The organism is bacterium, from assembly GCA_035945995.1.
Lineage (GTDB): Bacteria > Sysuimicrobiota > Sysuimicrobiia > Sysuimicrobiales > Segetimicrobiaceae > DASSJF01.
On sequence record DASYZR010000049.1, the window covers coordinates 1 to 25,873 of the forward strand.

Below are 25,873 nucleotides of genomic sequence, written 5' to 3' on the forward strand. Positions count from 1 at the left end.
CAAAGTTCTGCTTTCGCTACTCATGCTTGCTCGTCCGGGCCGCGATGTCATCAAACGTACGCAACTCACTTTTGAGAGTAGAAATCTGGCTGGCCTTCGTTTTATGAATCGCGACTTGTCCGGCGTTTCATTTAGACAATCCGATCTTTCGCATGGGGTATTCAGGGACTGCGATCTTCGGGGAGCGCTATTTGAGGGGACGTTTCTTCACCGCACGCGTTTCGAAGGCGATAATGATTTAAGGGATGCGCGGTTTGGGGACTCAAGCCGTGCTTTTTCCATCTTCGTTGGCTCCAAGCTCCTCGATGACCCGGGACAAATCAAGGAATGGTTGGCCGCCCGGACGGGCAGGCCGGTTCCTACTGCAGAGTCTTGTCCAACGGCATTGCAACTGCGATATCTCTTCGGCAAATACATCACGCCTCTCGGCACGCCCAAAAGAGATTATCTAAAGCACGATGCCCTGGTTGCCGGAAGACAATATCCCGGTGCCGCCAGACCGGAGGCTTGTTTAGATGAAGCGGTGAGTGAGGGATACCTTACCGGGCCGGATTTCCGCAATAGGTTCCGGCGAGCCGAAGGTGACAAATATGCCGAAATGGTTAGGCTCGTCCGCGACGGCAGCATTAGTGATCATTTGGGCCAGATCATTTCACGCGTATGCCAGCGACGCGCCTGCTTGCATGAAATTCACGCATGAGGTTGGATGTAGGCCGCTAGAGGTTTCACGAACTTGGCAGGTCGATACTACCCCTATCGGTTTAGGCCGGATCCGGCGCGTGGCGCAGCGGGGTACCGGCGTTTTTGTTCCCATCTTGCAACCTTTGGGTGGTACCACATTCGGGTGTCCATTCGAGTTGAGGGATTGGCTACACCTAGGCTACAGAACGTGGTGTCTGTGTCGCCGTGAGCAATCGCAAAGGCTTGATAAATCTGGAGCGGGAAACGGGATTCGAACCCGCGACCCTCTGCTTGGGAAGCAGATGCTCTACCACTGAGCTATTCCCGCTCGCCCTGTAGTGCCGGATACGGCGTCTTCATTATATTCCCTGCCGAAGGCGAGCGTCAAAGGGTGCGGGCCGCGAACCCCGGCCCCGCGGCCCGTTTTGGCCTCCTGAGGACATGAGTACATCGAACCGGTTTGGGGTATTATCCTAGTGCTGATTTTTGTCCCGCCGTTGTCAGATCAAGAGAAGACACTGAGAACACAAAGGAAGGTGCAGACGTGACGAGAGCCGGGTCGCTCTTGTTGACGGGGTTGATGATCGCCGCCCTTGCGGTCTTGCCGGCCGCGGCCGGGCCTGGACCGAAGGGCGCGCCGGGCACTCCGGGCGCTTCCGAAGCGCCCTCCAAAGTTGTAGTCCGTCACGCGGGGCAGCTGTTCTGTCCGACGACGCGGCTCGGCGCCGGGGGCGTCGTGATTCCGGCCGGGCAGTGCTTCATGATCTCTGTCTTGCGCGACACCGGCGGAACGTTCCTCGCGTTCGTCCCGCAGGGGACCAGGATTCCGCCGGGGCAGCTCGTGCGGCTCAACACCCCGGCCGGTCCGAAACTCAAGGGCCGCCTGTTCCTCGTCCCGTTGTCGATCACGTCGGTGCTGCTGCCGCTCAATACGATGACCCTGGTCGCCGCGACAATCCAATACCTCGCCACCCAAGTCATAATTAACGTGACGGGACTGCCGGCCCCGGTGCCGCCGATCCCCTTTCGTGACCTCCGCTGAGAGGCGCGTGCGTACGGACGCGTAGCGTGTAGGGTCCGGCACAGCCCGCCGGCGGTTTGCATCGCGCACCAAGGCCCCCGGGCCTGAGCGGGACCGGGGGCCGTTCTATTCGCGCCGGCCCGCGGGCTCGGTTCGATCGCCGAGCCGCCGTCCCAGCAGAGCGACGAGCGCGCGGGCGATCATCTCCTTGCCCTGCACGACCTGCTCCACGGTGCCGTCCGGCCGGACGAAGTGGCCCGTGTGGGTGCCGTGCTCGATGTCGCGCATGTCGTTGGCCACGACGAGATCCGCCTGCGTGCGGCGCGCCCAGTCCGCGGCGATCCCGACCAATTCGGCAGGCGACTTGGCGACCTCGAGCTTGAACCCGATGAAAAACGTCCGCGGGGCGAGATCGTGCACGAGCCCCGCCGCCTTCGGCGTGGGCACCAGGCGGACGAGCCACTCCGTTTGGTTGCTGGACACTTTCTCTTCGCGCGTCTCGGCCGGCGCGAAGTCGAGCACGGCCATCGCGTGCACGACGGCGTCGAAGCCGGTCGGCAGCTGCTGCCGGAACACCGCGACCAGTTCGTCGACGGTGTCGATCGGCAGCACGCGAAGATGATCGATGCGCCCGCCGCGGACGAGGGGCAGGGCGCTGCCCCGGCCGTAGACGAACGTGACGTCCGCGCCGGCTTCGAGCGCGGCCTCGGCGATGAGCGAACCGAGCCGGCCGGTTGACTTGTTGGAGAGAAAGCGGACGGCGTCGAGCGGCGCCCGCGTGGGGCCGGACGTGATCAGGATGCGGCGTCCCTGGAGGCTCATGGGCCCATCTTTACGCGGTCTGGACCCGTCTCCCCTCGCCGGCATCCCGCAGCGCGCCGTCGAGCTCGTCCCGCACCTCCGGATCGGGCTCATGCAGCAGCCGGTCGCGCAGGTGCCGGCGCGCGGCGTCGCCGCCGATCCGCCCCAGCGCCCACGCGGCGTGCCCACGGATCAACGCGTCGGGATCCTGGAGTGCTTCGGCGAGCGCCGGGACCGCGGCGGGGTCCCCCGCGTTGCCGAGCGCCACGGCGACGTTGCGGCGGAACCCCCGCCGCTTCGCGCGCTTCACGGGCGAGCGGCGAAACCGCCGGCGAAACTCGGCCTCGCCGATGTTGAGCAGCGGGATCAGTTCCGGCCGGGCGCCGGTGTCGGGCCGCGGCGCCAATTCGGGATGCCGCGCCGCCGCGGTCCGCGCGTTGTGGGGGCACACCGCCTGACAGATGTCGCAGCCGAAGACGTGGCCGCCGATCTGCGGCCGCAGGTCGCGCGGGATGGATCCGCGGTGTTCGATCGTCAGGTACGAGATGCAGCGCCGCGCGTCCACAGTGTACGGGGCGACGATCGCGCCGGTCGGGCAGGCGTCGAGGCAGATGCGGCAGCGGCCGCAGTCGCCCTCGGCCGCCTCATCCGGCGGGAGCGCGAGATCGGTGAGAATCTCCCCGAGAAACACCCACGAGCCGTACGCGCGCTGAGTGATGATCATCGTGTTCTTGCCGAACCAGCCGAGGCCGGCCCGCCGCGCCGCCGCCCGGTCGATGACCGGGCCGGTGTCCACGTAGTAACGTGCGATCCGCGCGCCGCGGGTGCGAAGGAACTCCGCGAGCCGCCGCAGGCGGGGTTCCATCACGAGATGATAGTCGTCGCCGTGAGCGTAGCGGCTGATCCGCCCGCGCGGCCCGGCCGCCGGCCAACAGTCGCGGCCGGCCGACAAGGGTGCCCCCGCATCGCCGTCGGTGCCGCCCGGGACGGCGTCCCCGTAGTAGAGGCCGACGACGACGAGCGATCTGGCGTCGGGGACCACGGCCGCCGGCGCCGGTGAGCGCGGGGCGTTGCGGGCCATGTAGGCCATCTCGCCGTGGTAGCCCTGCGCCACCCAATCGGTGAGCGCCCGGCCCTCCAAGGCGAACGGCGCGGCCGTTGTGATCCCGCACAGGTCGAATCCGGCGGCGCGCGCTTCGGCTTTGACGGCGGCGGCGAGCGCCGCGGGAGTGCTCACGCGCCCAGTATAGCCCGGACGCCCCGTTCGGTCCACGCACCCGGGGTCTCTCTTCCCCCTCGCCGCCTGTGCACTCGCCGTACCGGGGCTGTGAATGCCCACCGCACGGGCCGGTCTCGAGCCGCGAGTAGTTAGCCGGACCCCCAACCGCTCAACGTCAAGAACATGTCAGCCGCCCGCGGATCGAATTGCCTGCCGGCCTGCTCCCGGATGTACGCTCGAGTCTGCGCCTCCCCCCACGCGGGACGATAGAGACGATCTGAGCGCTGGGCCTCCTCGCGACGCTGCTCCGCGACCTCGTAGAAACTAAGCCCAGAAGTCAGGAAAATAGCGGTGAGCACAAGGACGATGACACGGGCGGACAATCCAAACCGCCGCGGCCGCGGATGCGCTACGCCACGGAGTCCATGACCGACGGGACGGTCCGAGCTCAAAGTCAGGGCGGTGTTTCTCGTACGGACCTCCACTGGGCCGAGAGAGGTCCTCCTCGGGCGACAGTATTGCGCTGATAAACCGCATACCCTGACAGGCCCCGATTCAGACCAAAGGGCGGCGCGACGATGTCCCGCCGCGCGTGGCGAGATCCTCAAACTGGACCTGTAACAGAACGTCACGCGCAGAGCTTTACTCCACAGACCCAAGACCAGGAACCCCGTCCACGCACCCGGGGCGGAGGACCGGTGGCCCGCGCGGCGAAGGGCTTGACGCCTCGAGCGCTGATGGCGCGAGCGCGACGGTACCCATCCGTGGGCATGGGAGGAACCGGTGCGGATCACCACCTTGGAGGCCACGCCCGTCGCCGCGCCCGATCCGCCGCTGCGCAACTCCTGGGGCGTCCACGCGCCGTACTTTCTCCGGACCATTCTCCGCCTGACGACGGACGACGGGTTCGTGGGCCTGAGCGAGACGTACGGTCCTGACAAAGTCGGTCCGCTCGCCGTCGAACGGGCCCGGCAGGTCGTGGTCGGGGAAAGCCCCTATAACGTGCAGCGGTTCATCTACCGTCTGCGCGACACCGTCCTCGCCGGCGCGATCGAAGTCGGCTGCCTCGATCTGATCGGCCGCGCCGCCGGCCGGCGCCTGTGCGATCTGCTCGGCGGACCGGTGCGCGAGCGCGTGCCGTTCAGCGCCTACCTCTTCTACAAATACGCCGACGACGATGCCTGGGGAGAGGTCGGGTCCGCGGAACAGATGGTCGGCCTGGCCGAGGCCTTCGTCGAACGGTTCGGCTTCCGCACGCTCAAGGTCAAAGGGGGCGTCCTGCCGCCGCCGGAGGAGGTCGAGACGATGCGGCTCCTCCGCGAGCGCTTCGGCCCCGGGTACGCGTTGCGCCTCGATCCCAACGCGGTGTGGTCTGTGGAGACCAGCCTCCGCGTGGCGCACGACCTGGAACGCGCCGGTGTGTGGCTTGAGTACCTCGAAGATCCGACCGAGGGCATCGAGGGCATGGCCAGGGTGCGGGAGCGCATCGCCATGCCGCTGGCGACCAACATGTGCGTGACGTCGTGGGACGAGATCGCGCCGGCGGTGTCGCGCGGCGCGGTGGACGTCGTCCTCTCCGATCACCACGCCTGGGGCGGATTGCGGGCCTGCCAGGAACTCGGCCGCGTCTGCCGGGTGTTTCACCTCGGCATCGGCATGCATTCCAACAGCCACTTCGGGATCTCGATGGCGGCCATGACGCATCTGGCCGCCGTCGTGCCGGCCATGGTGGCGGCCGCCGACACCCATTACCCCTGGCTGACCGAGGACATCGTGGCCGGCCGGCCGTTCGCGTTCGAGGACGGCACGCTCGCCGTGCCGCCGGGGCCCGGGCTGGGCGTCGATCTCGACGAAGACCGGCTCGCGGCCTGCCATGACGCGTTCCGGCGCGGTGTCGTGCGCCAGCGCGACGATACCGCCGAGCTCGTCAAGCGTGATCCGGGGTGGCTTCCGATCAAGCCGCGCTGGTAGGGCGCGTACCCGCTCCGGGGGGCCACGCCGGCCGGGGCCGGCGTGAGGGATCACAGGGGGAGGAACCGGCATGACCAGGAAGATCCCGCGACGAAAGTTTCTTCAACTCTCCGGCGTGGCCGCGGGGGCGCTCTCGGCCGCCTCCGCGTTCCGCGGACTTGCGCCGGGCGCACAGGCGAGTGCCGTGGCGGCGCCCGCAACGAAATTCCAGGAAGCCCCGATGCTCGCCACGCTGGTCCAGCAGGGCAAGCTGCCGGCGCTTGCCGAGCGCCTCCCGCATGCCGAGGACGTCCTCGTCGTCCGGCCGGTGAAGACGGCCGGCGAGTACGGCGGCACGTGGCATCGTGTCTGGAAGGGCCCTGCCGATTTTCACGCGTGGCAGCGACTAAACTACGAAGAGGTGCTGCGCTGGCCCCGGAATCCCAGGGACCCGATCCAGCAGGGGCTGGCCAAGCGCTGGACGTTCACCGACGGCGGAAAGACGCTGACCCTGTACTTCCGGCGAGGCCTCAAATGGTCCGACGGGCATCCGTGGACTGTTGATGACGTCCTGTTCTGGTGGCACGACATCGAGCTCAACAAGGAGCTGTCGGCGGCGCCGCACGCGGAGTGGGTGGTGGGCGAGAAGCTGATGGTGCCGGAGAAGGTCGACGATTATACGCTTCGGCTCTCGTTCGCCGCGGCGAACGGGATGGTCTTGCGGATGCTGGCGTTCCACGGCTGTCAGTGGCCGCTCAGCTTCGAGCGGTTCGGGTTCTACGCGCCCGCCCACTATCTCAAGCAGTTCCACCCCAAGTACAACTCCGCGGTCACGGACTACAAGCTCTTCAACCAGAAGGCGGACGACCTCAATCCGCAACGTCCGTCCATGACCCCCTGGCCGGTCTCGCAGTATACGCCCGGCAGCGCCACGCTCATCGCGGACCGCAACCCTTACTACTGGAAGGTGGACCCGGCCGGCCGGCAGCTGCCGTACATCGACCGCGTCGAGCACACCCTCGTCGAGAGCAACGAGGCCGCCGCGGGCCTCGCCCTCTCCTGCCGGATCGACATGCAGTACCGGAGCATGGACCTCAAGAAGTACCCGTTGTTTGTCGAGAAGTCCGCCGCGTGCCACTACCACGTCCTGCGGTGGGCGTCGGCGCAGGGCGGCCAGGTTGTGTTCTGGCCGAACCAGACCTATCCGCACGACCCGGTCCTGCGTAAGATCTTCCAGGACCGCAACTTCCGCATCGCGCTCTCCTACGCGATCGACCGGCAGAAGATCAACGCCGTCTCGTATCTGAACCAGGGCGTCATCAACGGCCAGCTCGTTGTGCCCGATTCCCCCTACTTCGTGCCCGACGTGAACACGCTCTACCAGCAGCACGATCCGAAGCGGGCCGGCGAATACCTGGACAAAGCCGGCCTCAAGCTCGGCCCGGACGGGAAGACCCGCCTGCGCCCGGACGGGCGGCCGCTCGAAATCACGATCGAGACGCAAATGCAGGGCGCCGACCTGGACGCGGTCCAGCTCACAGCCTCCGACTGGAACGCGGTGGGCGTCAAGGCGGTCGTCAAGACGATGTCGCGCGATCTCTACTGGCCGCGCGCCACCGGCAACGAGGTGCAGATCGCCACCTGGGGGACCGACCGCGGGATCGAGCCGTTTGTGGACCCGATCTACGTGTTCCCGTTCGATGAGCGGTCGTGGATGGCGCCGGCATTCGGCGTGTACTACAAGACCGGCGGCGCGCGCGGCGAGCGGCCGACCGGGCCGCTGGCGCGCTCGCAGCAGCTGTACGACCTGTTCAAGGTCACGGTGGATCAGGCGAAACAGGTCGACCTCGGCAAGAAACTCATCCGGATGGCCGCCGAAGAGGCGACGACCATCACCACGGTCGGCGTGGTGCCCGTGCCGGTCATCGTCAAGGACAACATGGAAAACGTCCCGGCGCACTACACGCAGGACTGGGTCATCATGTCGCCGGGGAATCTGGACCCCTGCCAGTTCTTCTTCAAGAAGGCGTAGCCGGCCGGGTTCTCGGGGACGCGGGGCATGCTCGCCTACATCGCGAGGCGGCTCGGGGCGATGATCCCGACGCTGTTCTTCGTCTCGATCGTCTGCTTCATCATCATCCAGCTGCCCCCGGGCGACTTCCTCACGTCGCTCGCGGCCAACGCCGCGAGCTCCGGGTCGGGCGCAGACGCGGCGGCGATGGCGAACCTCCGCCACCAGTACGGGCTCGACCAGCCGAAGTACGTGCGCTATGTCAAGTGGATCGCCGGCTTTCCGCGCGGCGACTTCGGCTATTCGTTCGAGTGGAAGCGGCCGGTGGCCGAGTTGATCGCGGGCCGGCTCGGGCTAACCATGGCCCTCTCGCTGCTCTCGCTGGCGCTCATGTGGGTCATCGCCGTCCCGGTCGGCATCTACTCGGCCACGCACAAGTACTCGGGCCTGGATCACCTGCTGACCTTCGTCACGTTCGGCGGCCTGTCGATTCCCGATTTCCTGCTCGGACTGGTGTATCTCTTTGTCGGCATCTTCGTCTTCGGCGCCTCGCTGAGCGGGCTCTCGGCCCCGGAGCTGGCGGAGGCGCCGTGGTCGGCCGCCAAGGTGCTCGACCTCGCGAACCGCCTGTTCTGGCCGGCCCTCATCCTCGGCGCGGGCGGCACGGCGCAACTGGTCCGGATCCTGCGCGGGAGCATGCTCGAGGTCACGGGCCAGCAGTTCGTCCGCACGGCCCGCGCGAAGGGGCTTCCGGAGCGGGTCGTGATCAACCGGCACGCCGTCCGGGTGGCAATCAACCCGCTCATCAGCGTCATGGGGATGCAGCTGCCCCAGCTGATCTCCGGCGCGACGATCCTCGGCATCGTGCTCTCCATCCCGACCACGGGCCCGATGCTCATCCGCGCGCTCACGAGCCAGGACATGTACCTTGCCGGGACGTTCCTGTTGTTCCTAAGCCTGATGCTGATGCTGGGGAACCTCCTGGCGGACGTGGCGCTGGCGTTCATGGATCCGCGCATCCGGTACCAATGAGCGCGCTCGAGGGGATGGAGGTGGAGGCCGCGCTCCCCGGCACACCGGCCGCGGTTGCCGCCGCGACGCCCGCCGCACGGTCGGGCGTGTCCCGGCGGCAGCTGGTGTGGCGGCGGTTCCTCCGCAGCCGCGCCGCGCTCGCCGGGGGGGCCGTCGTGGCGCTGTTCTACGTCATGGCCCTGTGCGCGGACTTCCTGGCGCCCTACACGGTGGATCAGCGGTTCATTCAGTATCTCTATCTCCCGCCGCAGGCCCCGCACTTCAGCCCGCGGCTCGGCTTCTACGTCGACGGCATCACGTCGAAGGTCGATCAGAACACCCTGCTCACCACGTTTGCCCCGGACGGCCGCCGCCGGATCCCGGTCCGCTTCTTCGTCCACGGCGAACCGTACCGGATGGCCGGCCTGATCGCGTCGGACGTGCACCTCTTCGGCGTCGCGGATCCGGACATGGGGGTCTTTCTCGCGGGCACGGACCGGCAGGGGCGCGACATGCTGTCGCGGCTCCTGATCGGCAGCCAGATGTCGCTCACGATCGGCCTCGTGGGCGTGGCGCTCAGCCTCGTCATCGGCTCGGTCCTGGGCGTCGTGTCCGGCTACTACGGGGGCCCGATCGACGAGCTCGTCCAACGCGGAATCGAGGTCATCCGCTCGTTTCCGGCGATCCCGCTGTGGATGGCGCTGACCGCGGCGCTCCCCCAGCACTGGCCGCCGGAGCGCGTGTACTTCGCGATCACGGTGATCCTGTCGGTGATCGGCTGGACGTGGCTGGCGCGCCAGCTCCGCGGCCGGGTGCTCGCGCTGCGGGACGAGGAGTTCGTCACGGCGGCCCGGGTGATGGGCGCGAGCGATGCGCGGATCATCTTCCGGCACCTGCTGCCCCAGGTGTTCGGGCTCATCGTGGTCATCGCCACACTTGCGATGCCCGGCATGATCCTGGCGGAGACGGCGCTGTCGTTCCTGAACCTCGGACTGCGGCCGCCGCTCACGAGCTGGGGGGTGCTGCTGCAGGAAGCGCAGAATTTGGAATCCCTGCGGCACTACCCGTGGCTGCTGAGCCCGGCCGTGTTCATCTCGATCACGGTCTTGGCGTTCAACTTCTTCGGCGACGGCCTCCGCGACGCGGCGGACCCGTACTCCGCGTAGGAGGTCGCAATGCGGATCGAAGACGTCCGGGTGATCCGGTTCCGCTACACGTCGCGCGTGGTGCGCGATGCGGAGGGCCACGGCCACCCTGGGCCCGCCCACGAGGCGGTCCAGACCCTGACCGTCGTCCAGGCCGAGAGCGGGATCGACGGCTACTGCTTTGGTGGCAGCGAGGCGCTCGCCGCCGCGGCCCGGCCGATCCTGGTGGGGCAGCATCCCCTCGACCGCGAGCGCATCTGGCAGACCCTGCGCCGCCACCAGCGTCTCGCCGGCGACGTGCTGACCGACCGCGGGATCGCCGTGCTCGACGTCGCGCTGTGGGACCTCGCCGGCCGGCTCGCGCACGTGCCGATCTCGCGGCTGCTCGGCGGCTTCCGCACCCGGGTGCCCGCGTACGCCAGCACCATGTGCGGGGATGATCTCCCCGGCGGGTTGAATTCGCCGGAGGCGTACGCGGAGTTCGCCGTGGGACTCGTCGAGCGGGGCTACCCCGCGATCAAGCTGCACACCTGGATGCCCCCGCTCGGCCCCGACCCCAAACGAGACGTCGCCGCCTGCCGGGCGGTGCGGGACCGGGTGGGCCCCGGCGTGCGTCTCATGCTCGACTGCTTCCACGACTACAGCCGGACAGAGGCGCTGTACATCGGGCGCGCGCTCGAGGAGCTCGACTTCTACTGGTTCGAGGAGCCGATGGACGAGCACAACGTCAGCTCGTACGTGTGGCTCGCGGACCAGCTCCGCATCCCGCTTGTGGGCCCGGAGACCGCCGAGGGGAAGATGTTTACCCGGGCGGAGTGGATCCTGCGCGGCGCTTCCGACATCAGCCGCTACTCCGCGAACCTCGGCGGGATTACGCCCATGCTCAAGGCGATCCACCTCTGCGAGTCGCTCGGCGTGCCGCTCGAAGTGCACGGCGGCGGCGCCGCGAATCTGCAGGTGCTCGGAGCCATGGGCTTTCCCGGCGAGTACTATGAACGGGGATTGCTGCACCCGTTTCTCGACTACGAAACCGCCACCCCGTGGCTCACCGAGGTGATCGACCCACTCGACCACGACGGCTCCGTCCGGATCTCCGAGAAACCCGGGCTCGGCCAGGACATCGACTGGGAGTACATCGAGCAACACCGCCTCGACGCGTGAGCATGCACGCCTCGCTGGCCGCCACGGACGTCGCCCGGGCGTTCGGCCGTCACCGCGTGCTGCGGGGGGTCACCTTCCGCGCGCACCCCGGCGAGATGATCGGCATCGTCGGCGAAAACGGCGCTGGCAAGACGACGCTGCTGCGCATCCTCGCCGGCCTGCTGCCGGCCTCGCACGGGCACGTGGAGGTCCACGGCCGCCTGGGGTACTGCCCCCAGGAGCCGCAGGTGCACGCCGCGCTGACGGTGGCCCAAAACCTCGAGTGGTTCGCCGCCGCGTACCGGCTCGACCGCACGGCGCCGGCCGACGCGCTTCTCGAGCGCCTGGCGTTGCAGCAATTCCGGCACGCGCTGGTGCGGGACCTGAGCGGCGGGACCCGCCAGAAGCTGAACCTCGTGCTCGCGCTGATGCACACGCCGACCGTCCTGCTGCTCGACGAGCCGTACCAAGGATTCGATTGGGAGACGTACCAGCGGTTTTGGGCGCTGGCCGAAGAATACCGCGGCGCCGGCCAGACGGTGGTGATCATCTCGCACCTCTTCTACGAGCTGGCGCGCTTCGACCGCGTGCTGCGGCTCCAGGACGGCGTGCTGACGGCGGAACGCGGCGCGTGATCGCGCAGTTTCGGGCCACGTTTCGGCTGAGCCTCATCGAGCAACGGCACAACCGGTTTGCGATCATGCTGCTGCTCGCGTATCTGCCGGCGTGGTGCGGGATTATCGCGGCCGTCTCCGAGGGCGCGATCGCCTTCAAGCTGCGCGCCTTCAACCTCTTCGTCGCCACGAGCCAGACGCGCCTCGGTCTGCTGACCGGGATGCTGAACGCGACGACGCTCATCATGGGGTTTGTGGGATTGAGCGTTATGCGGCAGTCGCAGGCCGTGGATCAGCGGCTGGTGTTGTGCGGCCACTCCCGCGCCGCGTTGGTCCTCGGCCGCCTCGTCGCGCTCGGCCTCGCATCGCTCGCCGTCGCGGCCTACGCCGCCGCGGTGCTCGGGCTGTTCTTCCCGCTGCGGCACTTCGCGGTGGTCGCCGCGGGCACGTTCGCCGCCGTCTGCGCCTACGTGGCCATCGGCATGCTGGCCGGGGTCGCCCTGGCGGGCGACCTCGAGGGCTTCTTCTTCGTCATCATGCTGAGCCTGGTGGACACGTTCCTGCAGAACCCGATCGGCAGCGCGGCGGCCAACCGCCAGGTCGTCGAATTCCTGCCGTCCTACCTGCCGATGCAGATGGTCGTCGGCGGGGCGCTGACGGAGCACGCGGCGTGGTGGCAGTTCTGGGCCGCGCTGGTGTGGGCCGCCGGCGCCGGCACCCTCGTGCTAATCGCGTTCTGGTACCGGACGCGGACGGCTCGGCCGCGCCGGTGACGGACTCGGCTCAGGCTGCGATGCCGGCGCGGAACCCGACGATGTGGAACGTGCCCAGCCGCCGGTTGGTCGTCGGCTGCCAGTCCACCCGGATCGGGGCGGCGAAGTCCGGCGCCAGGCGGCCGCGCTCGATCCAGTGCCGGGCGTGGGCGTCGTGCAGAATCGACGGGTTGGCCTTCGCCACCAGCGTGATCGGCCCGTCCACGACGTGGACTTCCGCGAGCTCGGGGAGCGCTCCGAGGGCCGCGCACAGCCGGGCCCGGATCTCCGGTCCCGGGATCGGCCGCACGTTGACGAGGCCGATGTTGCGCCCGAGCGGCCCGATGATCTTCACGTTCGCGAGGTCCGCGGCGACGCCGGCCTCTCGGAGCACCCGCAGCACCACCTCGTTGGCCCGGGCCACCGCCTGTCCGTGGTAGTCGGGCGAGACGAGCGGTTTGAGCAGATGCTTCAGTTTGCATCCCTCGCGGCCCGGGTGCTCGCCGATCCGCGGCGGCCGCACGCCCATCGCGTCGGCGAGCGCGCGGATCTCCGGCTTGCCGAGATCCAGCAGGGGTGCGTAGTAGCCGTTGCAGACCCTGAGACCCAACTGGCCCCACGTGTCGCTGCGGTTTGCCCCGGTGAGCACGAGCCGCCCGGCGGACGCGGCCTTGACCATGCCGAGTTTGATCTCGCGCGTGCAGCGATTGCACGCCGGCCCCGCGGCCTGCACGCGGTGCTGCCGGTACTGGCCGAGCAGGCACCGCTGCTGCAGCCCGAGGGACTCCGCGACCTCGAGCACGATCTCGTTGCCGCGCGCGTAGGCGTACGGCCCCATGTTGACGGTGACGAGCAGCACGTGTCCGGGGCCGAGGGCGTCGCGTGCCAGGGCTGCCGCCACGGTGCTGTCGAGGCCGCCGCTAAAGGCGACCACGACCGGCCGGCCGGCCGCGGTGGTGCGGATGTCCTCGAGCAGCCGGTTCCGGAGGCCGGAGGCGTCCGGGGCGACGGGCGTGTCCACGGGTTCAAGCCTAACGAATTCGCCGGCGGTTGTCACGCCGCGGGCGGCGGGACGAAGGAGACCCGCGGCGCCGCACTAAAGAGCACCGATGTCAGCCGGCCGTCCGCGGGGGGTCGCCGGACAGGCCGGCATCGTGGGCATCGGGGGTGACGCATGCGTAGGCGGATCTGGGGGGCGCTGGCCGCGGCGGTGCTGGTGGCCGGCCTCTGGCCGGCCGCGGTCGTCGGTCAGGGGACGGCCGCGATGACGTTCTGGAGCTGGCGGGGCGAAGACCGGGCGTTTTACGAGGGCATGATCAAGAAGTTCGAAGCGCAGAACCCCGGGGTGTCGATCCAATTCCAGACGTACAAGCCCACCGAATACGCCACGGTCCTGTCGGCGGCGATGCAGGCCGGCAAGGGCCCGGACATCGTACATCTCCGCGCGTACGGGGCGTTGCAGCCGTTCGCCCGGCCCGAGTTCCTGGTTCCGCTCGACGACAAGGTCCCCGAGCTGAAGACGTTCTCCCGCCAGTGGCTGGACGGCGCCCGCTCGCAGGCGGACCACAAGGTCTACGGCGTGCCGTTCGCCGTGCAGGCGCTCGTCATCTTCTATAACAAGAAGCTGCTGGCCCGGGCCGGCGTGCAGCCGGCGGCCTGGACGTGGGACCAGTTCCTCGGCGCCCTGCGCACGCTCCACGATAAGGGCACCACGCCGCTGGCAAACGGCGGGAAGGAAGGCTGGACGCTCGAGATCGCGATGGGCGTCGTCGCGCCGAACTTCTATGGGGGCTCGAACTTCTACGAAGCCGTGACGCGCGGGCAGACGACGTTCCGGAGCCCGCAGTTTACCGGCGCGCTCGCCAAGATGGGAGAGCTCCGGCCCTACCTGCCCCAGGGGTACATGGGCGTGTCCTACACCGACATGCAGCAGCTCTTCATCAACGAGCAGGCGGCGATGTTCGTGGGCGGGATCTGGGAGCTCGGCTACTTCCAGAGCCAGAACTCGTCACTCGACATCGGTGTGATGCCGGGGCCGGTGGCGAAGGCGGGCGACACCCCGTGGGTCAGCAGTTACGACGACGGCAACTACGGCGTGAACGCCAAGACCCCCCACATGGCGGAGGCGATCAAGTTCATCCGGTTCACCGCGGCGCGGGAGTGGGGCCAGGCGTTTACCGATCAGCTCAAGCAGATCTCGGCCGTGCCGGGCGTGCAAGTGCACGACCCCCGGCTCCAGCAGGTGGTCGTCTGGATGCGCCACGCCACGCCGTACATCATGCTCGTCGGCTTCCGCTGGAAGAACCCGACCGGGAGCGAGCTGATTCAAAACGACCTGCAGGGGATGTTCGCGGGCAAACTGACCCCGCAGCAGGTCGGGGACGACGTGACGCGGGGCCTGGCGACCTGGTTCCCGCCCTTCGCCGGACGGTGAGCGCCTGAAGGAAGGTCCGAAGCCGGCCCTCCTGCCGTACCGTACCGTCCGCGCGTTGTGGGTCGCGGCGTGCCTCGCGCCGGCGCTCCTGCTGTTCAGCGCGTTCGTCGCGTATCCCGTGCTGACGGCGATGGCGTACGCCTTCGCCCGCTGGGACGGCATCGTGCGCGTCGGTTTCGCCGGGTTCGAGAATTTCCACCGGTTGCTTGCGCAGTACCCGTACCGCGACCGGATGACCGGGGCGTTCTGGCACAACTGCTGGACTTTCGTGCTCACGATGGCCGTGCAAAACGGCCTGGCGATGCTGTTCGCGGTTCTCCTGGCCGGCCGGATCCGCGGTGCGGGCCTCTATCGCGCGATCTTTTTCATGCCGGTGGTGCTCTCGCTCGTCATCGTCGGGTTTCTCTGGCAGCTCTTCCTGAACCCGGTGTGGGGCGCCGTTGACAAGCTGCTGGCGGCGGCCGGGCTGGGGGCCCTGGCCCGGCCGTGGCTCGGAGACCCGCACACCGCCTTGGCCTCCCTGGTCCTGGTGAACGCCTGGCGGTGGGTCGGCTTTCCGACGATCGTCTTTCTCGCCGGCATTCAATCGATCCCGGAGGACTATCTCGAGGCCGCCCGCCTCGACGGCGCCGGGGCCGCGACGATCTTCCGGCGGATCGTGCTGCCGCTGCTCGCCCCGCAGGTGAACATCATCGTCATTCTCACGTTCATCGGCGCCTTCAACTGGTTCGAGCTGCCCTACGTCATGGAAGGCGTGACCGGCGAGCCGTTCCACAGCACCGACGTGCTGGGGCTGCTCTTCTACCGGTCGGCGTTCGGCGCCGTCGACACCGGCAACCCCGACGTCGGCCTCGGCTCGGCGATCGCGGTCGTCATGTTTGTGCTGATCCTCGTGACGAGCGGGCTCGGCGCCGTGTACCTGCGGCGGCGGGAAATCGAGGCGTGAGGGCGCCCGGCACGCCGGGCGGCGTCATCGTCCGCGCGGCCCCCCGTCCGGGGATCCGGGGCGCCGGTCCCGCCGCGGCCGCCGTGCTGACGCAGGCGCTGCTCGCCGCGAACGCCCTCCTGGTCGTGCTGCCGCTCGTCTTCATGGTGCTCTCCTCGCTCAAGAGCACGCGCGAGATTTTCCAGCGGCCGTTCGCCCTCCCGCTCGCCCCGCGCTGGGACAACTACACGCAGCTGTGGAGCGCCGCCCACTTCGCGCTCTACTTCCGGAACAGCGTCGTGGTGACGGTCGCGTCCATGGCGCTGATCCTGACCACGGGCACGCTCGCGGCGTTCGCGCTCGGGCGGTACCGCTTCCGCGGCAACGACCTCGTGTACCTGTTCTTCCTGAGCGGGATCATGGTGCCGATCCGGCTCGCCATTATCCCGCTGTTCATCATGATGCGCGATCTGCGACTCCTCGACACGCTCGCGTCGCTGGTGCTGGTGTACGCCGCGTCCGGGCTGCCGAGCGCCGTCTTCATTCTGACCGGGTTCTTTCGGGCGCTGCCGCAGGACCTCGACAGCGCGGCCCGCATCGACGGCGCGGGCGAAGCGGCGATTCTGCTGCGCGTCCTGCTGCCGCTCGTCCGGCCGGCGCTCGCGATCGTCACGGTGTACAATATCATCCCGATCTGGAACGACTTCTTCTTCCCGCTGGTCTTCACCCACGCCGAGCGGGTGAAGACCGTGCCCCTCGGGCTCACGGTGTTCTTCGGGGAATACGCCACCAACTGGGCCGCGCTGTTCGCCGGCCTGACCCTCTCGGCGGCCCCCGTGCTGCTGCTGTACGTCCTCATGTCGCGGCAGTTCATCAAGGGCCTGACGGCCGGCGCCGTCAAAGGGTAGCGGATCGCCCGGCGGTCAGGTGAAGCGGACGTGTGCCGCGACGTACATCCCATACAGGATGAGCAGCGCCATACCCTCGGCGCGCCCCACCCGCCCCCGCGCCAGGAAGACGGCCGCGAGCCACGTGCTCGCGACCAGGAACGGCCAATCGAGCCAGCGGGTGGAGGGGGCGATGCGAAGCGGCGCGATGAGCGTGATGAGCCCGAGATTGAACAGCACGAAGTAGAGCAGGGTGCCGATGAGGTTGCCCGCGCTGACTTCGGGATGCCCGCGTCGCGCCGGGACCGCCTGGCGGATGATCTCTTCCAATTCGATGGCGGCCGGCGTGACCACCATGCCCATCAACGCCGCGGAGACGCCGAAGACCGCAATAATCCGCGTGGCGCCGTCTATGACCAGCTTGGCGCCGATGCTGATCACGACGAGACCCAATGCTGTGAGCCGGAGTGACGAGCCGAGGGATCGCGGCTCGTCGCCGGCCGCGCGGCGTTCTGCCTGGGCCAGACCCGGGTGGCGGCGGGACGACCGCACCACATACCACATGAAGCAAACGAACGCCGCCAGCAGGACTGCGCCCACGAGCCGGGCGGCACGATCGCTCACTACGGCGAGTCCGGCCAGCAACGGCGCCGAGGCCATGGTCGCAAGGAGGCCGCCCGGCACGCGGACGTGGAGCGGGGATATGATGGCCCCGAGACCCAACGCGACGCAGACCAGGAAAATCGCCCCGCCGAACACCGTCCCGAGCGCAATGATCGGCGCGTGGCTGCCCGCGGCGGCCAGGCCGACGGCCACGTTTTCGGCTTCAAACCCCGAGAGGACCGCGCCGACGGCAAACGCGGAGAGCCGTGCGGCCCCGGCCAGTCCCACCATCCCATCGAGCAGGCGCTCGGTGGCCCACACGGCCATCCCCGCGCCGACGAGGAACATTCCGATCGCCGCGACCGGCGTCACCGGACCGGAATCCTCAGCAGGCCTTCCGGCGTGTCAGATACTTACGCCGCCGGGGAAAAGTCGGTCGCCTCGAGCAGTGCGGACGCCCTCCACGATCACGCCGCGCTCGTGGCTCTTCGCGCGCCCGGCCTGTCCGGCTTGCGCCCGGGCATGCAGCGATACACGCGAAGCTCGTACACCATCGAACGCACCTCCATTGAATGTGACCCGGCGTGTCCGCCGGTCCGCCTCGCACCGTCGCGGTTAGTTATAGTTAGGATGGCAGCGTCCGTCGCCGAACAGCAGGCGCAGGCCGCACGCCGACAGGAATATCTCCCGGTGATCGTGCCCGACGCCCGGCACGACGTGCAGCGAGTGCGTCGCGAGTACCTCCGGACCGAGCAGCATCTGGATGTACCGGAAGTAGCGCCGCCCCCGCTCGAGCCGCGTCGGCCCCTGCGCCGCGGCCGCGCACGACTTGTCGAGCGAGTCACTGTTGGGATCCGAATCCGCCTCTCCGAGCAGGTAGGCGACCTCCCGTCCACCGTACTCGCGCCCGAGCGCCTCCACCCCGGCCGGGCCCCCGCCGAGGGCGGCGAGGGCGGCGCCGACGTACTCGTTTGGCCTTTCGACCCCGTAGCGGTACCGATTGACGTCCGCGCACGTCTCCCGGGGGTACGGAGCCAGGGTCCCCGCGGCGGTCAGGCGGCGATCGTCGAAATAGAGATACGACGAGGGATTGGCGACGACGTACCGGACCGCGAGACCGGCCGCGCGCAGCGCCGCGTGCGCGCGATTCGACGCGACGTACCGGTGGACGAACTGGCCGCCCGCGGAGTGGCCGGCGACGACCACCGTGCGCAGCGCGGGGAACCGGGCGCGGTCCGGCGCGGCCGCCAGAAGCGCGTCGAGCACGGCATACGAACTCGGCCCGCGCTCCGGGTGCACGGCGCCGTCGCCGATCTTCCAGCCTTCGGTGGTCCAGTGCGGGACGTCGCCGTCGAGCGGGAACGCCTCGGCGTCCGGCGCGGCCAGAAACTGCGGCGCCGCGATGAGGACGTGCCCGGGGTCCGCACCCGCGGCTTCCGCGGCCGCGACGGCGCTCGCGAAGTAGACGTCGGCGTTGCGGAGCGTGCCGTTGATGATCACGACGAACCGCGTCACGCCGCGATGCGCGCCGAGCGGATCGCCGGTGGCGAAGAGAGGCACGCGGACGGTCACGCCGTCCGCGCTCAGCGGAAACCACCGGTCGGCGATGCGCGCGACGGGCTGGCGGGAGATACCGGCCGCTTCTTTCACGTAGGGTTTGCTACCCCGGCGTCGGGAGCGACTCCTTTGCCGGTGCGCAGGGGCCGAGTGCGTTGCGACCGTATCCCTCGGCGTGACCGCTCCGATCGTTTCCCCCGACGACATCCGCCGCGCGCGCGGGGTGATCGCCGGCCGCGTGCACCGGACGCCGCTGCTGTCGTCGGCCCAGCTCGGGGGGCGGACCCGGACGCGGCTGTTTCTCAAGGCCGAGAATTTGCAGAAGACCGGGTCCTTCAAGCCGCGCGGCGTGCTCAACAAGCTGCACCACCTCACGCCGGCGGAGAAGCGGCGCGGCCTCATCACGATCTCGGCCGGCAACCACGCGCAGGCGCTCGCCTATGGGGCGGCCGCCGAGGGCCTGCGCTGCGTCGTCGTGATGCCCGCGGGCGCGAGCGAGACGAAGATCGCGGCGAGCCGCGCCTACGGCGCCGAGGTCATCGTCGGGGGCACGATGCACGAGGCGTTCGAGAAGGTGTACGAGCTGCGCGACGCGCGCGGCCTCACGCTCGTCCACCCCTTCGACGACCCGCTCATCATCGCCGGGCAGGGCACGGTCGGGCTCGAGGTTCTCGACGACCTGCCGGAGGTGGACGTCGTCCTCGTGCCCATCGGCGGCGGCGGACTGATCTCCGGCGTCGCGGCCGCGATCAAGGGCGCGCGGCCGTCGGCCCGGGTGATCGGGGTGGAGCCGGAGGGCGCGCCGACGTTGACCGAGGCGCTGCGGGCCGGGACGCCGGTGCGCCTCGCGAGCGTGGCCACGATCGCGGACGGGCTGACGGCACCGATGGCCGGCGAGCACACGCTCGCACACGTGCGGGCGCTCGTCGACGACGTGGTCCTCGTGTCCGAGGACGACCTCGCCCGCGGCGTCGGCGCCGTGCTCCAGTTCGCCAAGCTGCTGGCGGAGCCGGCGGGGGCGGCCGGCGTGGCCGCGCTGCTGTCGGGACGCGTCGCGGTGCCTCCGGAGGCGCGGGTCGTGGCGGTGCTGAGCGGCGGCAACGTCGACCTGCCGCGGCTGCGCGACCTCCTCTGACGCCTGCCGGCCTCGCGCCGGCTGCTCGGAAATTCAGCGTGGTAGCATGAAGTCGTGGCCGCCGGCTCCCGAAGGTGGGAGGACGGGGCCGCTTATGCCTAGGAGGGGAGGATCGATGATGATGAGGCGGCTGTTCGCCCTGCTCCTTGTCGCCCTGACCGCGGCGTGGGTTCTCGCGCCGTCCCGGTCCCCGGCACGCGCGCAGGAGGCCCGGACGGTGACCGTGGCACTGTACGCCGATGCGGTCACGCTGGACCCGGAAGATACCAACGACAATCTCTCGTTCTCGATCGAGCGGAGCACCTACGACGGGCTCGTCGGCTTCACGCCCGACATGAAACTCAAGCCGGAACTGGCCACGTCGTGGGAGGCGTCGCCCGACGCCACGGTCTTTACGTTCCATCTTCGCCACGGCGTCAAATTCCAGGACGGCACGCCGTTGAACGCCCAGGCCGTGAAGATCAACTTCGATCGGGCGCGCGATGCGAACCACAAGCTCCGCCGGTACAGCCTGTATCAGAACATCGGGTCCGTCGACGCGGTCGGCGATGATACCGTGCGGTTCACGCTCAAGGAGCCGTTCGGCGCGATGCTGTACAACTTCGCCCACCCCGCCAGCCGCATCATCAGCCCGGCGGCCATCGCCCAAGGGGAGCCGTACATCGCGCGCCACATGGTTGGGACGGGTCCGTACAAGTTTGTGAGCTGGACGCCCGGCCAGCAGGTCGTGCTCGAGCGCAACCCCTCCTACTGGGAGAAGGGGCAGCCCAAGGCGGACCGGATCGTGTTCCGGTTGATCCCGGAGGACGCCAGCCGGATCGCCGCCCTGCTGAGCGGCGAGGCGCAGTTTGCCTTCCCGGTACCCGGCGTGCAGGTGGACGCGGTCTCCCACGCGCAGGGGGTGCGCGTGCAGAAGAGCTGGAGCATCTACGCGTTCTACGTCGCCATGAACACACAGCAGGATCCGTTCACCAAGCTGCAGGTCCGCCAGGCGCTCAACTACGCGGTCGACAAGAACGCCGTCATCCGCGTCGTGCTGCGCGGCTACGGCCGGCCGCTGGACGGGCCCATCACGCCGGGCGTCATCGGGTACTCGCCGGTGCAGAAAGGCGGCTGGCCGCACGACGTGACGAAGGCGAAACAACTGCTAAGCGAGGCGGGATTGCCGAACGGCTTTACCGCGACGCTCTGGCTCGGCCAGCAGACGGAGACGAACCGCGTCGCGGAGCTGATCCAGCAGAATCTGTCGCAGGTCGGGGTGAAGATCAATCTGCAGCCGATGGAGGCCGGCACCCTGTCGGCGTCCCGGTTCAAGCCGCTCAGCGACAATCAGTCCCAGTTGAACCTCGCCGGCTGGTCGCCGTCCACCGGCGACGCCGACTGGGGGCTCCGTCCGCTCTTTTACGGCGAGTCGTGGCCGCCCACGCTGTTCAATCTTTCCTTCTACAAGAATCCGCAGGTCGACGCCCTGATCGGTGCGGCGCTCACGACCGCCGACCAGCACCGCCGGGATCTCACGTATGTGCAGGTGATGAAGCTGATCTGGGCCGACGCACCCTGGATCTTCCTATACAACAGTCAGAATCTCGCGGGGATCCGGGACAACGTGAGCGGTGTCTATGCGCTGCCGGATGGAACCGTCGACGTGCGGGGGGCGGCGATCCGGTAGGCGGAAGACCGATGCTGCGGTATCTCGGCCGGCGGCTGTGGCAAATGATCCCGATTCTGTTCGGGGTCTCGCTGGGAACGTTTGTGTTCCTGCACGCAATCCCCGGAGATCCCGCACGGCTGCTGGCCGGGCCCGATGCGACGCAAGAGGATGTCGGGGCGGTCCGGGCGCGGCTGGGATTGGACCAGCCGCTTCCACTGCAGTACGTGTACTTTCTTCGCGATGCGGTCCGCGGCGATTTCGGGCGATCGTTCCGAAGCGGCGTTCCGGCGGCCGGCGTCGTCGCGGAACACTTCGCGCCGACCCTGTGGCTGTCGCTCTCCGCGACGCTGCTCGCCACGATGGCCGGGCTCGCCGTCGGGGTCCTGCAGGCCCTGCGCCGGAACTCCATGCTCGACTACGCGACCACGGTGGTCTCGGTCGCGGGCATCAGCACCCCCTCGTTTTTCCTGGGATTGCTGCTGATCTACCTGTTCTCCGTGCATTTCCGATGGTTCCCAACCGGCGGCATGGAGGCCGGCGTCCGCAGCCTCGTACTGCCCGCGGTGACCCTCGGTGCCGCTGCGGCGGCGTCGGTCGCGCGCTTCTCGCGCAGCAGTCTCCTCGAGGTGACCGGCGAGGATTTCGTGCGCACGGCCCGGGCGAAGGGCGTGCGCGAGCCGACGGTGCTGCTGCACCATACTTTGAGGAACGCGCTCATCCCCGTCGTGACGATCGTCGGCCTGCAGTTCGGATTCCTGATCAGCGGGGCGATCATCGTCGAGACCGTCTTCTCCTGGCCGGGTCTCGGCTGGCTGCTCATCCAGTCGATCGGCTTCCGGGACTACCCCGTCCTCACGGCCGAGATCCTCGTGTTTTCGCTGGAGTTCCTCGCGATCAATCTGATCGTCGACGTGCTGTACGCGGCGCTCGACCCGCGGGTCAGCTATGCCTGAGGCGGCGGTCCTGGTCGGCGCCCCGGCGGGGCGGGCCCGCGTCCGCCATCGTTCCTGGACGCGATTCCTGCGCCGGCGCACCGCGGTCGCCGGCGGCTTCCTCGCGCTGATTTTCCTCGGCGCGATGGCCGGCGCGGGATGGATCGCGCCGTATCCGCCGACAGCGGTGGACTACGACCACACGCTGGCGCCGCCGTCACCCGCCCATCCGGCCGGGACGGATGACTTCGGGCGCGACATTCTCACCCGGTTGATCTATGGATCCCGCTATTCGCTCGGGATGGGGCTCGGGGCCACGTGCATCGGCGCGGTGGCGGGCGCCTCGTGGGGCATCGCCAGCGCGTTCTACGGCGGAGTCATCGACAATGTGTCGATGCGGATCGTCGACGTGATGCTGGCCTTTCCCGGGATCTTGCTCGCCATCGCCATCGTCGCGGTGCTCGGCGTGGGCATGGTTAACGTGATCATCGCCGTCGGCGTGTACACCGTCCCGACGTTTGCGCGGCTCGTCCGCGGTCCGGTCATGGCCGCCCTCAATCAGGAGTTTGTCCACGCCGCGCGGGCGGTCGGCGCCGGCAACGCCCGGATCATGTTCCGGCATCTGCTCCCGGTCGCCCTGCCGTCGATCATCGTGTACGTCACGCTGCGGATCGGGACCGCGGTCCTGACCGCCGGCTCGCTGAGCTTCCTCGGCCTCGGGGTGCAGCCGCCGACGCCCGAATGGGGTGCGATGCTGGCCGGCGCGCGCCTGTTCCTCAATGTCGCGCCGCACATGGTCATCGCGCCGGGCGTCGCCATTTCGCTCGCCGTCCTCGGATTCAATCTGCTCGGCGACGGGATGCGGGACGCGCTCGACCCGCGGCTGCGGGACTGAGCGGTCAACGAATCTCGTACGGCGTGCGCGGCAGCGGGATGGGCCCTTTGACGGCCTGCCAGAGGATCCGGTCGAGCACCCCGGGCGGCGTCTCGTCCGCGCGGCGGAGGTCGAGGCGCGACGACGCCGCGGCGCCCGGCGCGTCCGGCGGGTTCATCGCGGTCAGGGACTGGCGCGGACGCGCGGCGGCGTACCGGTACGGGACCGGCGTGTCGGTGATCGCGCCGAGGAGCGGGGTCGCGGCCAGCTCGTACTGCGTCGTCGACGGGATCCCGAGAATCAAGTCGATCGTCCGGAGCAGCGACGCCGTGCTGTAGAAGGTGTGATCGACCGCGTGCCGGCGCACATAGGCGCCGGCCAGCAGGGCGACGGTGCGGTGCGCGTCGATATGGTCGGGACCGTCCTGCGCGTCGTCCTCCACGGCGATGATGAGGGTGTCCTTCCAGAACCGTGAGCGGCCGACGGCCTCCACGAGGCGGCCGAGTGCCAGGTCGTTGTCGGCCACCATGGCCTGCGGGGTCGGGTAGCCGCGCCGGGTGCCCGCGGTGTGGTCGTTGGGCAGGCGCATGATTGTCAACTGCGGCAGCGCGCCGCCGCGCTCGAACCCGCGGAACTCCGCGAGCCACTCGTCGATCCGGGTCTGGTCCGGCACGTGAAGGTCCCAGCCGTGGTAGGTCGGGGCGACGTGGCGCTCGAGCGCGGCCATCGTCCCGCGGCTCGGATACTGCATGAATTCCGTGAACTCTCCGTAGACCCGGTAGGTCACGCCGGCCCGCGTGGCGGCGTCCCACAGAAAGCCGCCCCGGGGGTAGGCGGCCGGCTCGCCGCCCTCGTAATCGTACCCGCGGCCCCGATTCGAATACGTCGCCGGCCAGTTCTTCTGCACGTAGTCGTTCGTCATCCCGGCGGTCGACCAGTTGTGCCCATCGGCGCTCACCTCGGCGTCCGCGTAAAAGTGGTCGAGCAAGACGAACGCCTCGGCCAGCCGATGATGGTTCGGCGCGACGTCGCGTCCGAACAGCGTGAGGCGCGCGTCGCCGTCGCCCCCGGGGAGATCGCCGAGTACCTGGTCGTACGTGCGGTTTTCCTTGATCACGTAGATCACGTGCTTGATCAACGACGGCTCGCCGACCCGCCGCGGAATGGCGTGCGCCGCCGCGGTCGCGGCGCCGCCCCCGAGCCGGGCCGCCGCCTCGTTGACGCCGTTGTTCCGCACGACGTGAGCCGTCAGGACGTCGAGGTCCGCCTGCGCGGGGACGGGCACGATCGCCACCGTGCCGGTGATCATCTGGGCGATGTATTGCTCGGAGGCCTCGGCCGGCCCGCGGGTGGGAACCGGCCCTCGCGGGTTCGGCCCGGCGCCGAGTCCCTTCGCGTTGGTGATGAACAGCGTTTGGCCGTCGTGCGAGAGCGTGACGGTCGTCGGATACCAGGCGGTGGGGATGAGGCCGAGGACCGCGGGCGCCGGCCGCGTCAGATCCACGACCGCGACGTCGTTGTTGCCGGCGTTCGCGACGAAGAGGCGCCGGCCGTCGGGGCTCACCGCGAGACCGTCCGGGACGCTCCCCTCCGGGGCGCCGCGATACGGGGCGAGCGACGGCGTCGCGATCACCCGGTCGGTGCGCGTGTCGATCACCGAGACGGTGTCGTCGTCCGTGTTCGCGACGTAGAGGCGCGCCCGGGCGGGGTCGGCGGCCAGCGCCGCCGGGTGCAGGCCGACCGCAATCGTGGCGGCGGGCGCAAGCGACGGCAGCCGCACCGCGGTCACGCTTCCCGCGCCCCAGTTGCTCACGTATGCCTTGTCGCCGAGGATGGCGACCGCGTACGGCAGCCGGCCGGTGGCGGCGGTCGCGCCGACCGCGCCGGAGGCGGGATCGACGGCCGCCAGGCGGTTCGCCAGGTTTTCCACGACGAGGAGCGTGCGGCCGTCCGCCGTCATGGCCAGCCCCGCGGGATACACTTTGGCGGATGGCTCGCCCATCATGATCGACGGCCCCTCGACGAGGAGACCGTTGCGAACGTCGTACGCCCGGACACGGTTGTTGCCGCCGGCCGAGGCAAACAGCCGCCGTCCGTCAGGGCTCCACGTGACGCCGACGAACAGCCCCTCCGGGGTATGGTAGGGGACCGTCTGCACGACCCTGCGTGATGCGGTGTCGAGGAGGGCGATCGACTGCACACCGGCGCCGTCGTTCGTCACCGCCAGGTATCCCCCGTCCGGGCTCAAGGCCGCGCCCAGCGGCCGGTCGCCGATCGGCACCTGCACGCCGGCCGGCGTCAGCGTCCAGTTGCCGGGGGTGACGCCTTCCTCCCCCCTCGGCCCCGGCGTCCGCGGCTGTCCCACCCCGAGGACGGCCAGCGCCATGACCACCGCGGCGGCGGAGGGAAGCGCCCACCGCAGCCGGCGTCTCTCGATGGCGCAACGCGGCTTCATTTCCGCGACTCCTTTCGGGGCTATGACGGCGAACACGCGGCACACAGGGCGGTGATATCGCCATTCGCGTGATCT

General features: G+C 69.1%; 22 protein-coding genes and 1 tRNA gene. 16 read left to right on the forward strand and 7 right to left on the reverse strand.

Features of this window, described 5'->3' with window-relative positions; all coding sequences use genetic code 11:
- Positions 1–700, forward strand: a 700-nt coding sequence (locus tag VGZ23_04635) for a pentapeptide repeat-containing protein (GenBank protein HEV2356885.1), incomplete at its 5' end; no start/stop codon positions are given.
- Between the two features lie 234 nt (positions 701–934).
- Here the strand turns inward: VGZ23_04635 and VGZ23_04640 are convergent.
- Positions 935–1,009, reverse strand: a tRNA-Gly gene (locus tag VGZ23_04640).
- Positions 1,010–1,225: 216 nt separating this feature from the next.
- Here VGZ23_04640 and VGZ23_04645 point away from each other — a divergent pair.
- Positions 1,226–1,723, forward strand: a complete 498-nt coding sequence (locus tag VGZ23_04645; protein HEV2356886.1) for a hypothetical protein — start codon at positions 1,226–1,228, stop codon at positions 1,721–1,723.
- A gap of 105 nt (positions 1,724–1,828) precedes the next feature.
- Here the strand turns inward: VGZ23_04645 and VGZ23_04650 are convergent, their stop codons facing one another.
- The gene (locus VGZ23_04650) at positions 1,829–2,524 is read right to left on the reverse strand and encodes a phosphopantothenoylcysteine decarboxylase (protein ID HEV2356887.1); all 696 of its coding nucleotides are present in this window, start codon (positions 2,522–2,524) and stop codon (positions 1,829–1,831) included.
- Positions 2,525–2,534: 10 nt separating this feature from the next.
- Positions 2,535–3,740 (reverse strand): tRNA epoxyqueuosine(34) reductase QueG, encoded by a 1,206-nt coding sequence (queG, locus tag VGZ23_04655; GenBank protein ID HEV2356888.1) that lies wholly within the window; start codon positions 3,738–3,740, stop codon positions 2,535–2,537.
- A gap of 765 nt (positions 3,741–4,505) precedes the next feature.
- Between queG and VGZ23_04660 the strand changes: the two genes are divergently transcribed.
- From VGZ23_04660 to VGZ23_04690, 7 genes are all read left to right on the forward strand, one after another.
- On the forward strand, positions 4,506–5,693 hold the full coding sequence (locus VGZ23_04660; GenBank protein ID HEV2356889.1) for an enolase C-terminal domain-like protein: 1,188 nt from the start codon (positions 4,506–4,508) through the stop codon (positions 5,691–5,693).
- A 70-nt stretch (positions 5,694–5,763) separates the two neighbouring features.
- A complete protein-coding gene (locus VGZ23_04665; GenBank protein HEV2356890.1) occupies positions 5,764–7,704 on the forward strand; it encodes an ABC transporter substrate-binding protein in 1,941 nt (646 codons plus the stop codon).
- A 27-nt stretch (positions 7,705–7,731) separates the two neighbouring features.
- On the forward strand, positions 7,732–8,715 hold the full coding sequence (locus VGZ23_04670) for an ABC transporter permease (GenBank protein HEV2356891.1): 984 nt from the start codon (positions 7,732–7,734) through the stop codon (positions 8,713–8,715).
- Complete coding sequence (locus VGZ23_04675; GenBank protein HEV2356892.1) at positions 8,712–9,860, forward strand: ABC transporter permease; 1,149 nt, start codon at positions 8,712–8,714, stop codon at positions 9,858–9,860. The genes VGZ23_04670 and VGZ23_04675 overlap by 4 nt, the downstream gene beginning before the upstream one ends.
- A 9-nt stretch (positions 9,861–9,869) precedes the next feature.
- On the forward strand, positions 9,870–11,000 hold the full coding sequence (locus VGZ23_04680) for an enolase C-terminal domain-like protein (protein HEV2356893.1): 1,131 nt from the start codon (positions 9,870–9,872) through the stop codon (positions 10,998–11,000).
- Positions 11,001–11,002: 2 nt separating this feature from the next.
- The gene (locus tag VGZ23_04685) at positions 11,003–11,614 is read left to right on the forward strand and encodes an ABC transporter ATP-binding protein (GenBank protein ID HEV2356894.1); all 612 of its coding nucleotides are present in this window, start codon (positions 11,003–11,005) and stop codon (positions 11,612–11,614) included.
- Positions 11,611–12,366, forward strand: a complete 756-nt coding sequence (locus tag VGZ23_04690; protein ID HEV2356895.1) for a hypothetical protein — start codon at positions 11,611–11,613, stop codon at positions 12,364–12,366. Before VGZ23_04685 ends, VGZ23_04690 begins: the two co-directional genes overlap by 4 nt.
- A 10-nt stretch (positions 12,367–12,376) precedes the next feature.
- On the opposite strand, the gene VGZ23_04695 is transcribed toward VGZ23_04690, so the two are convergent.
- Positions 12,377–13,366, reverse strand: coding sequence for an ExsB family protein (locus tag VGZ23_04695; protein ID HEV2356896.1), 990 nt, complete (start codon positions 13,364–13,366; stop codon positions 12,377–12,379).
- Positions 13,367–13,519: 153 nt separating this feature from the next.
- On the opposite strand from VGZ23_04695, the gene VGZ23_04700 reads away from it, so the two are divergent.
- Genes VGZ23_04700 through VGZ23_04710 form a run of 3 tightly spaced genes read left to right on the forward strand, consistent with a single transcriptional unit; the run spans position 13,520 to position 16,612 of the window.
- On the forward strand, positions 13,520–14,779 hold the full coding sequence (locus VGZ23_04700; GenBank protein ID HEV2356897.1) for an extracellular solute-binding protein: 1,260 nt from the start codon (positions 13,520–13,522) through the stop codon (positions 14,777–14,779).
- A 55-nt stretch (positions 14,780–14,834) separates the two neighbouring features.
- Positions 14,835–15,725, forward strand: coding sequence for a sugar ABC transporter permease (locus VGZ23_04705; GenBank protein ID HEV2356898.1), 891 nt, complete (start codon positions 14,835–14,837; stop codon positions 15,723–15,725).
- On the forward strand, positions 15,722–16,612 hold the full coding sequence (locus VGZ23_04710; GenBank protein HEV2356899.1) for a carbohydrate ABC transporter permease: 891 nt from the start codon (positions 15,722–15,724) through the stop codon (positions 16,610–16,612). Before VGZ23_04705 ends, VGZ23_04710 begins: the two co-directional genes overlap by 4 nt.
- 15 nt (positions 16,613–16,627) lie before the next feature.
- Here VGZ23_04710 and VGZ23_04715 read toward each other — a convergent pair whose 3' ends face one another.
- Together VGZ23_04715 and VGZ23_04720 are read right to left on the reverse strand one after the other, a co-directional pair.
- Entirely contained in the window at positions 16,628–17,566 is a 939-nt protein-coding gene (locus VGZ23_04715) for a hypothetical protein (protein ID HEV2356900.1), read from the reverse strand.
- A gap of 243 nt (positions 17,567–17,809) precedes the next feature.
- Complete coding sequence (locus tag VGZ23_04720) at positions 17,810–18,844, reverse strand: alpha/beta hydrolase (protein ID HEV2356901.1); 1,035 nt, start codon at positions 18,842–18,844, stop codon at positions 17,810–17,812.
- A gap of 82 nt (positions 18,845–18,926) precedes the next feature.
- Between VGZ23_04720 and VGZ23_04725 the strand changes: the two genes are divergently transcribed.
- The 4 genes from VGZ23_04725 (at position 18,927) to VGZ23_04740 (ending at position 23,364) form a co-directional block, all read left to right on the forward strand.
- Positions 18,927–19,886, forward strand: a complete 960-nt coding sequence (locus VGZ23_04725) for a threonine/serine dehydratase (GenBank protein HEV2356902.1) — start codon at positions 18,927–18,929, stop codon at positions 19,884–19,886.
- A 115-nt stretch (positions 19,887–20,001) separates the two neighbouring features.
- A complete protein-coding gene (locus VGZ23_04730; protein HEV2356903.1) occupies positions 20,002–21,555 on the forward strand; it encodes a glutathione ABC transporter substrate-binding protein in 1,554 nt (517 codons plus the stop codon).
- Between the two features lie 11 nt (positions 21,556–21,566).
- The gene (locus VGZ23_04735; GenBank protein ID HEV2356904.1) at positions 21,567–22,490 is read left to right on the forward strand and encodes an ABC transporter permease; all 924 of its coding nucleotides are present in this window, start codon (positions 21,567–21,569) and stop codon (positions 22,488–22,490) included.
- Positions 22,483–23,364, forward strand: coding sequence for an ABC transporter permease (locus VGZ23_04740; protein HEV2356905.1), 882 nt, complete (start codon positions 22,483–22,485; stop codon positions 23,362–23,364). Before VGZ23_04735 ends, VGZ23_04740 begins: the two co-directional genes overlap by 8 nt.
- A 4-nt stretch (positions 23,365–23,368) precedes the next feature.
- Here the strand turns inward: VGZ23_04740 and VGZ23_04745 are convergent, their stop codons facing one another.
- Positions 23,369–25,798, reverse strand: a complete 2,430-nt coding sequence (locus VGZ23_04745) for a bifunctional YncE family protein/alkaline phosphatase family protein (GenBank protein ID HEV2356906.1) — start codon at positions 25,796–25,798, stop codon at positions 23,369–23,371.
- Between the last annotated feature and the right edge of the window lie 75 nt (positions 25,799–25,873).

Excerpts from the sequence above, each read along its gene's own strand:
- VGZ23_04650 (HEV2356887.1), bottom strand. The coding sequence starts at position 2,524 with ATGAGCCTCCAGGGACGCCGCATCCTGATCACGTCCGGCCCCACGCGG.
- VGZ23_04665 (HEV2356890.1), top strand. The coding sequence starts at position 5,764 with ATGACCAGGAAGATCCCGCGACGAAAGTTTCTTCAACTCTCCGGCGTG.
- VGZ23_04670 (HEV2356891.1), top strand. The coding sequence starts at position 7,732 with ATGCTCGCCTACATCGCGAGGCGGCTCGGGGCGATGATCCCGACGCTG.
- VGZ23_04675 (HEV2356892.1), top strand. The coding sequence starts at position 8,712 with ATGAGCGCGCTCGAGGGGATGGAGGTGGAGGCCGCGCTCCCCGGCACA.
- VGZ23_04680 (HEV2356893.1), top strand. The coding sequence starts at position 9,870 with ATGCGGATCGAAGACGTCCGGGTGATCCGGTTCCGCTACACGTCGCGC.
- VGZ23_04685 (HEV2356894.1), top strand. The coding sequence starts at position 11,003 with ATGCACGCCTCGCTGGCCGCCACGGACGTCGCCCGGGCGTTCGGCCGT.
- VGZ23_04700 (HEV2356897.1), top strand. The coding sequence starts at position 13,520 with ATGCGTAGGCGGATCTGGGGGGCGCTGGCCGCGGCGGTGCTGGTGGCC.
- VGZ23_04730 (HEV2356903.1), top strand. The coding sequence starts at position 20,002 with ATGATGATGAGGCGGCTGTTCGCCCTGCTCCTTGTCGCCCTGACCGCG.
- VGZ23_04735 (HEV2356904.1), top strand. The coding sequence starts at position 21,567 with ATGCTGCGGTATCTCGGCCGGCGGCTGTGGCAAATGATCCCGATTCTG.
- VGZ23_04740 (HEV2356905.1), top strand. The coding sequence starts at position 22,483 with ATGCCTGAGGCGGCGGTCCTGGTCGGCGCCCCGGCGGGGCGGGCCCGC.
- VGZ23_04745 (HEV2356906.1), bottom strand. The coding sequence starts at position 25,798 with ATGAAGCCGCGTTGCGCCATCGAGAGACGCCGGCTGCGGTGGGCGCTT.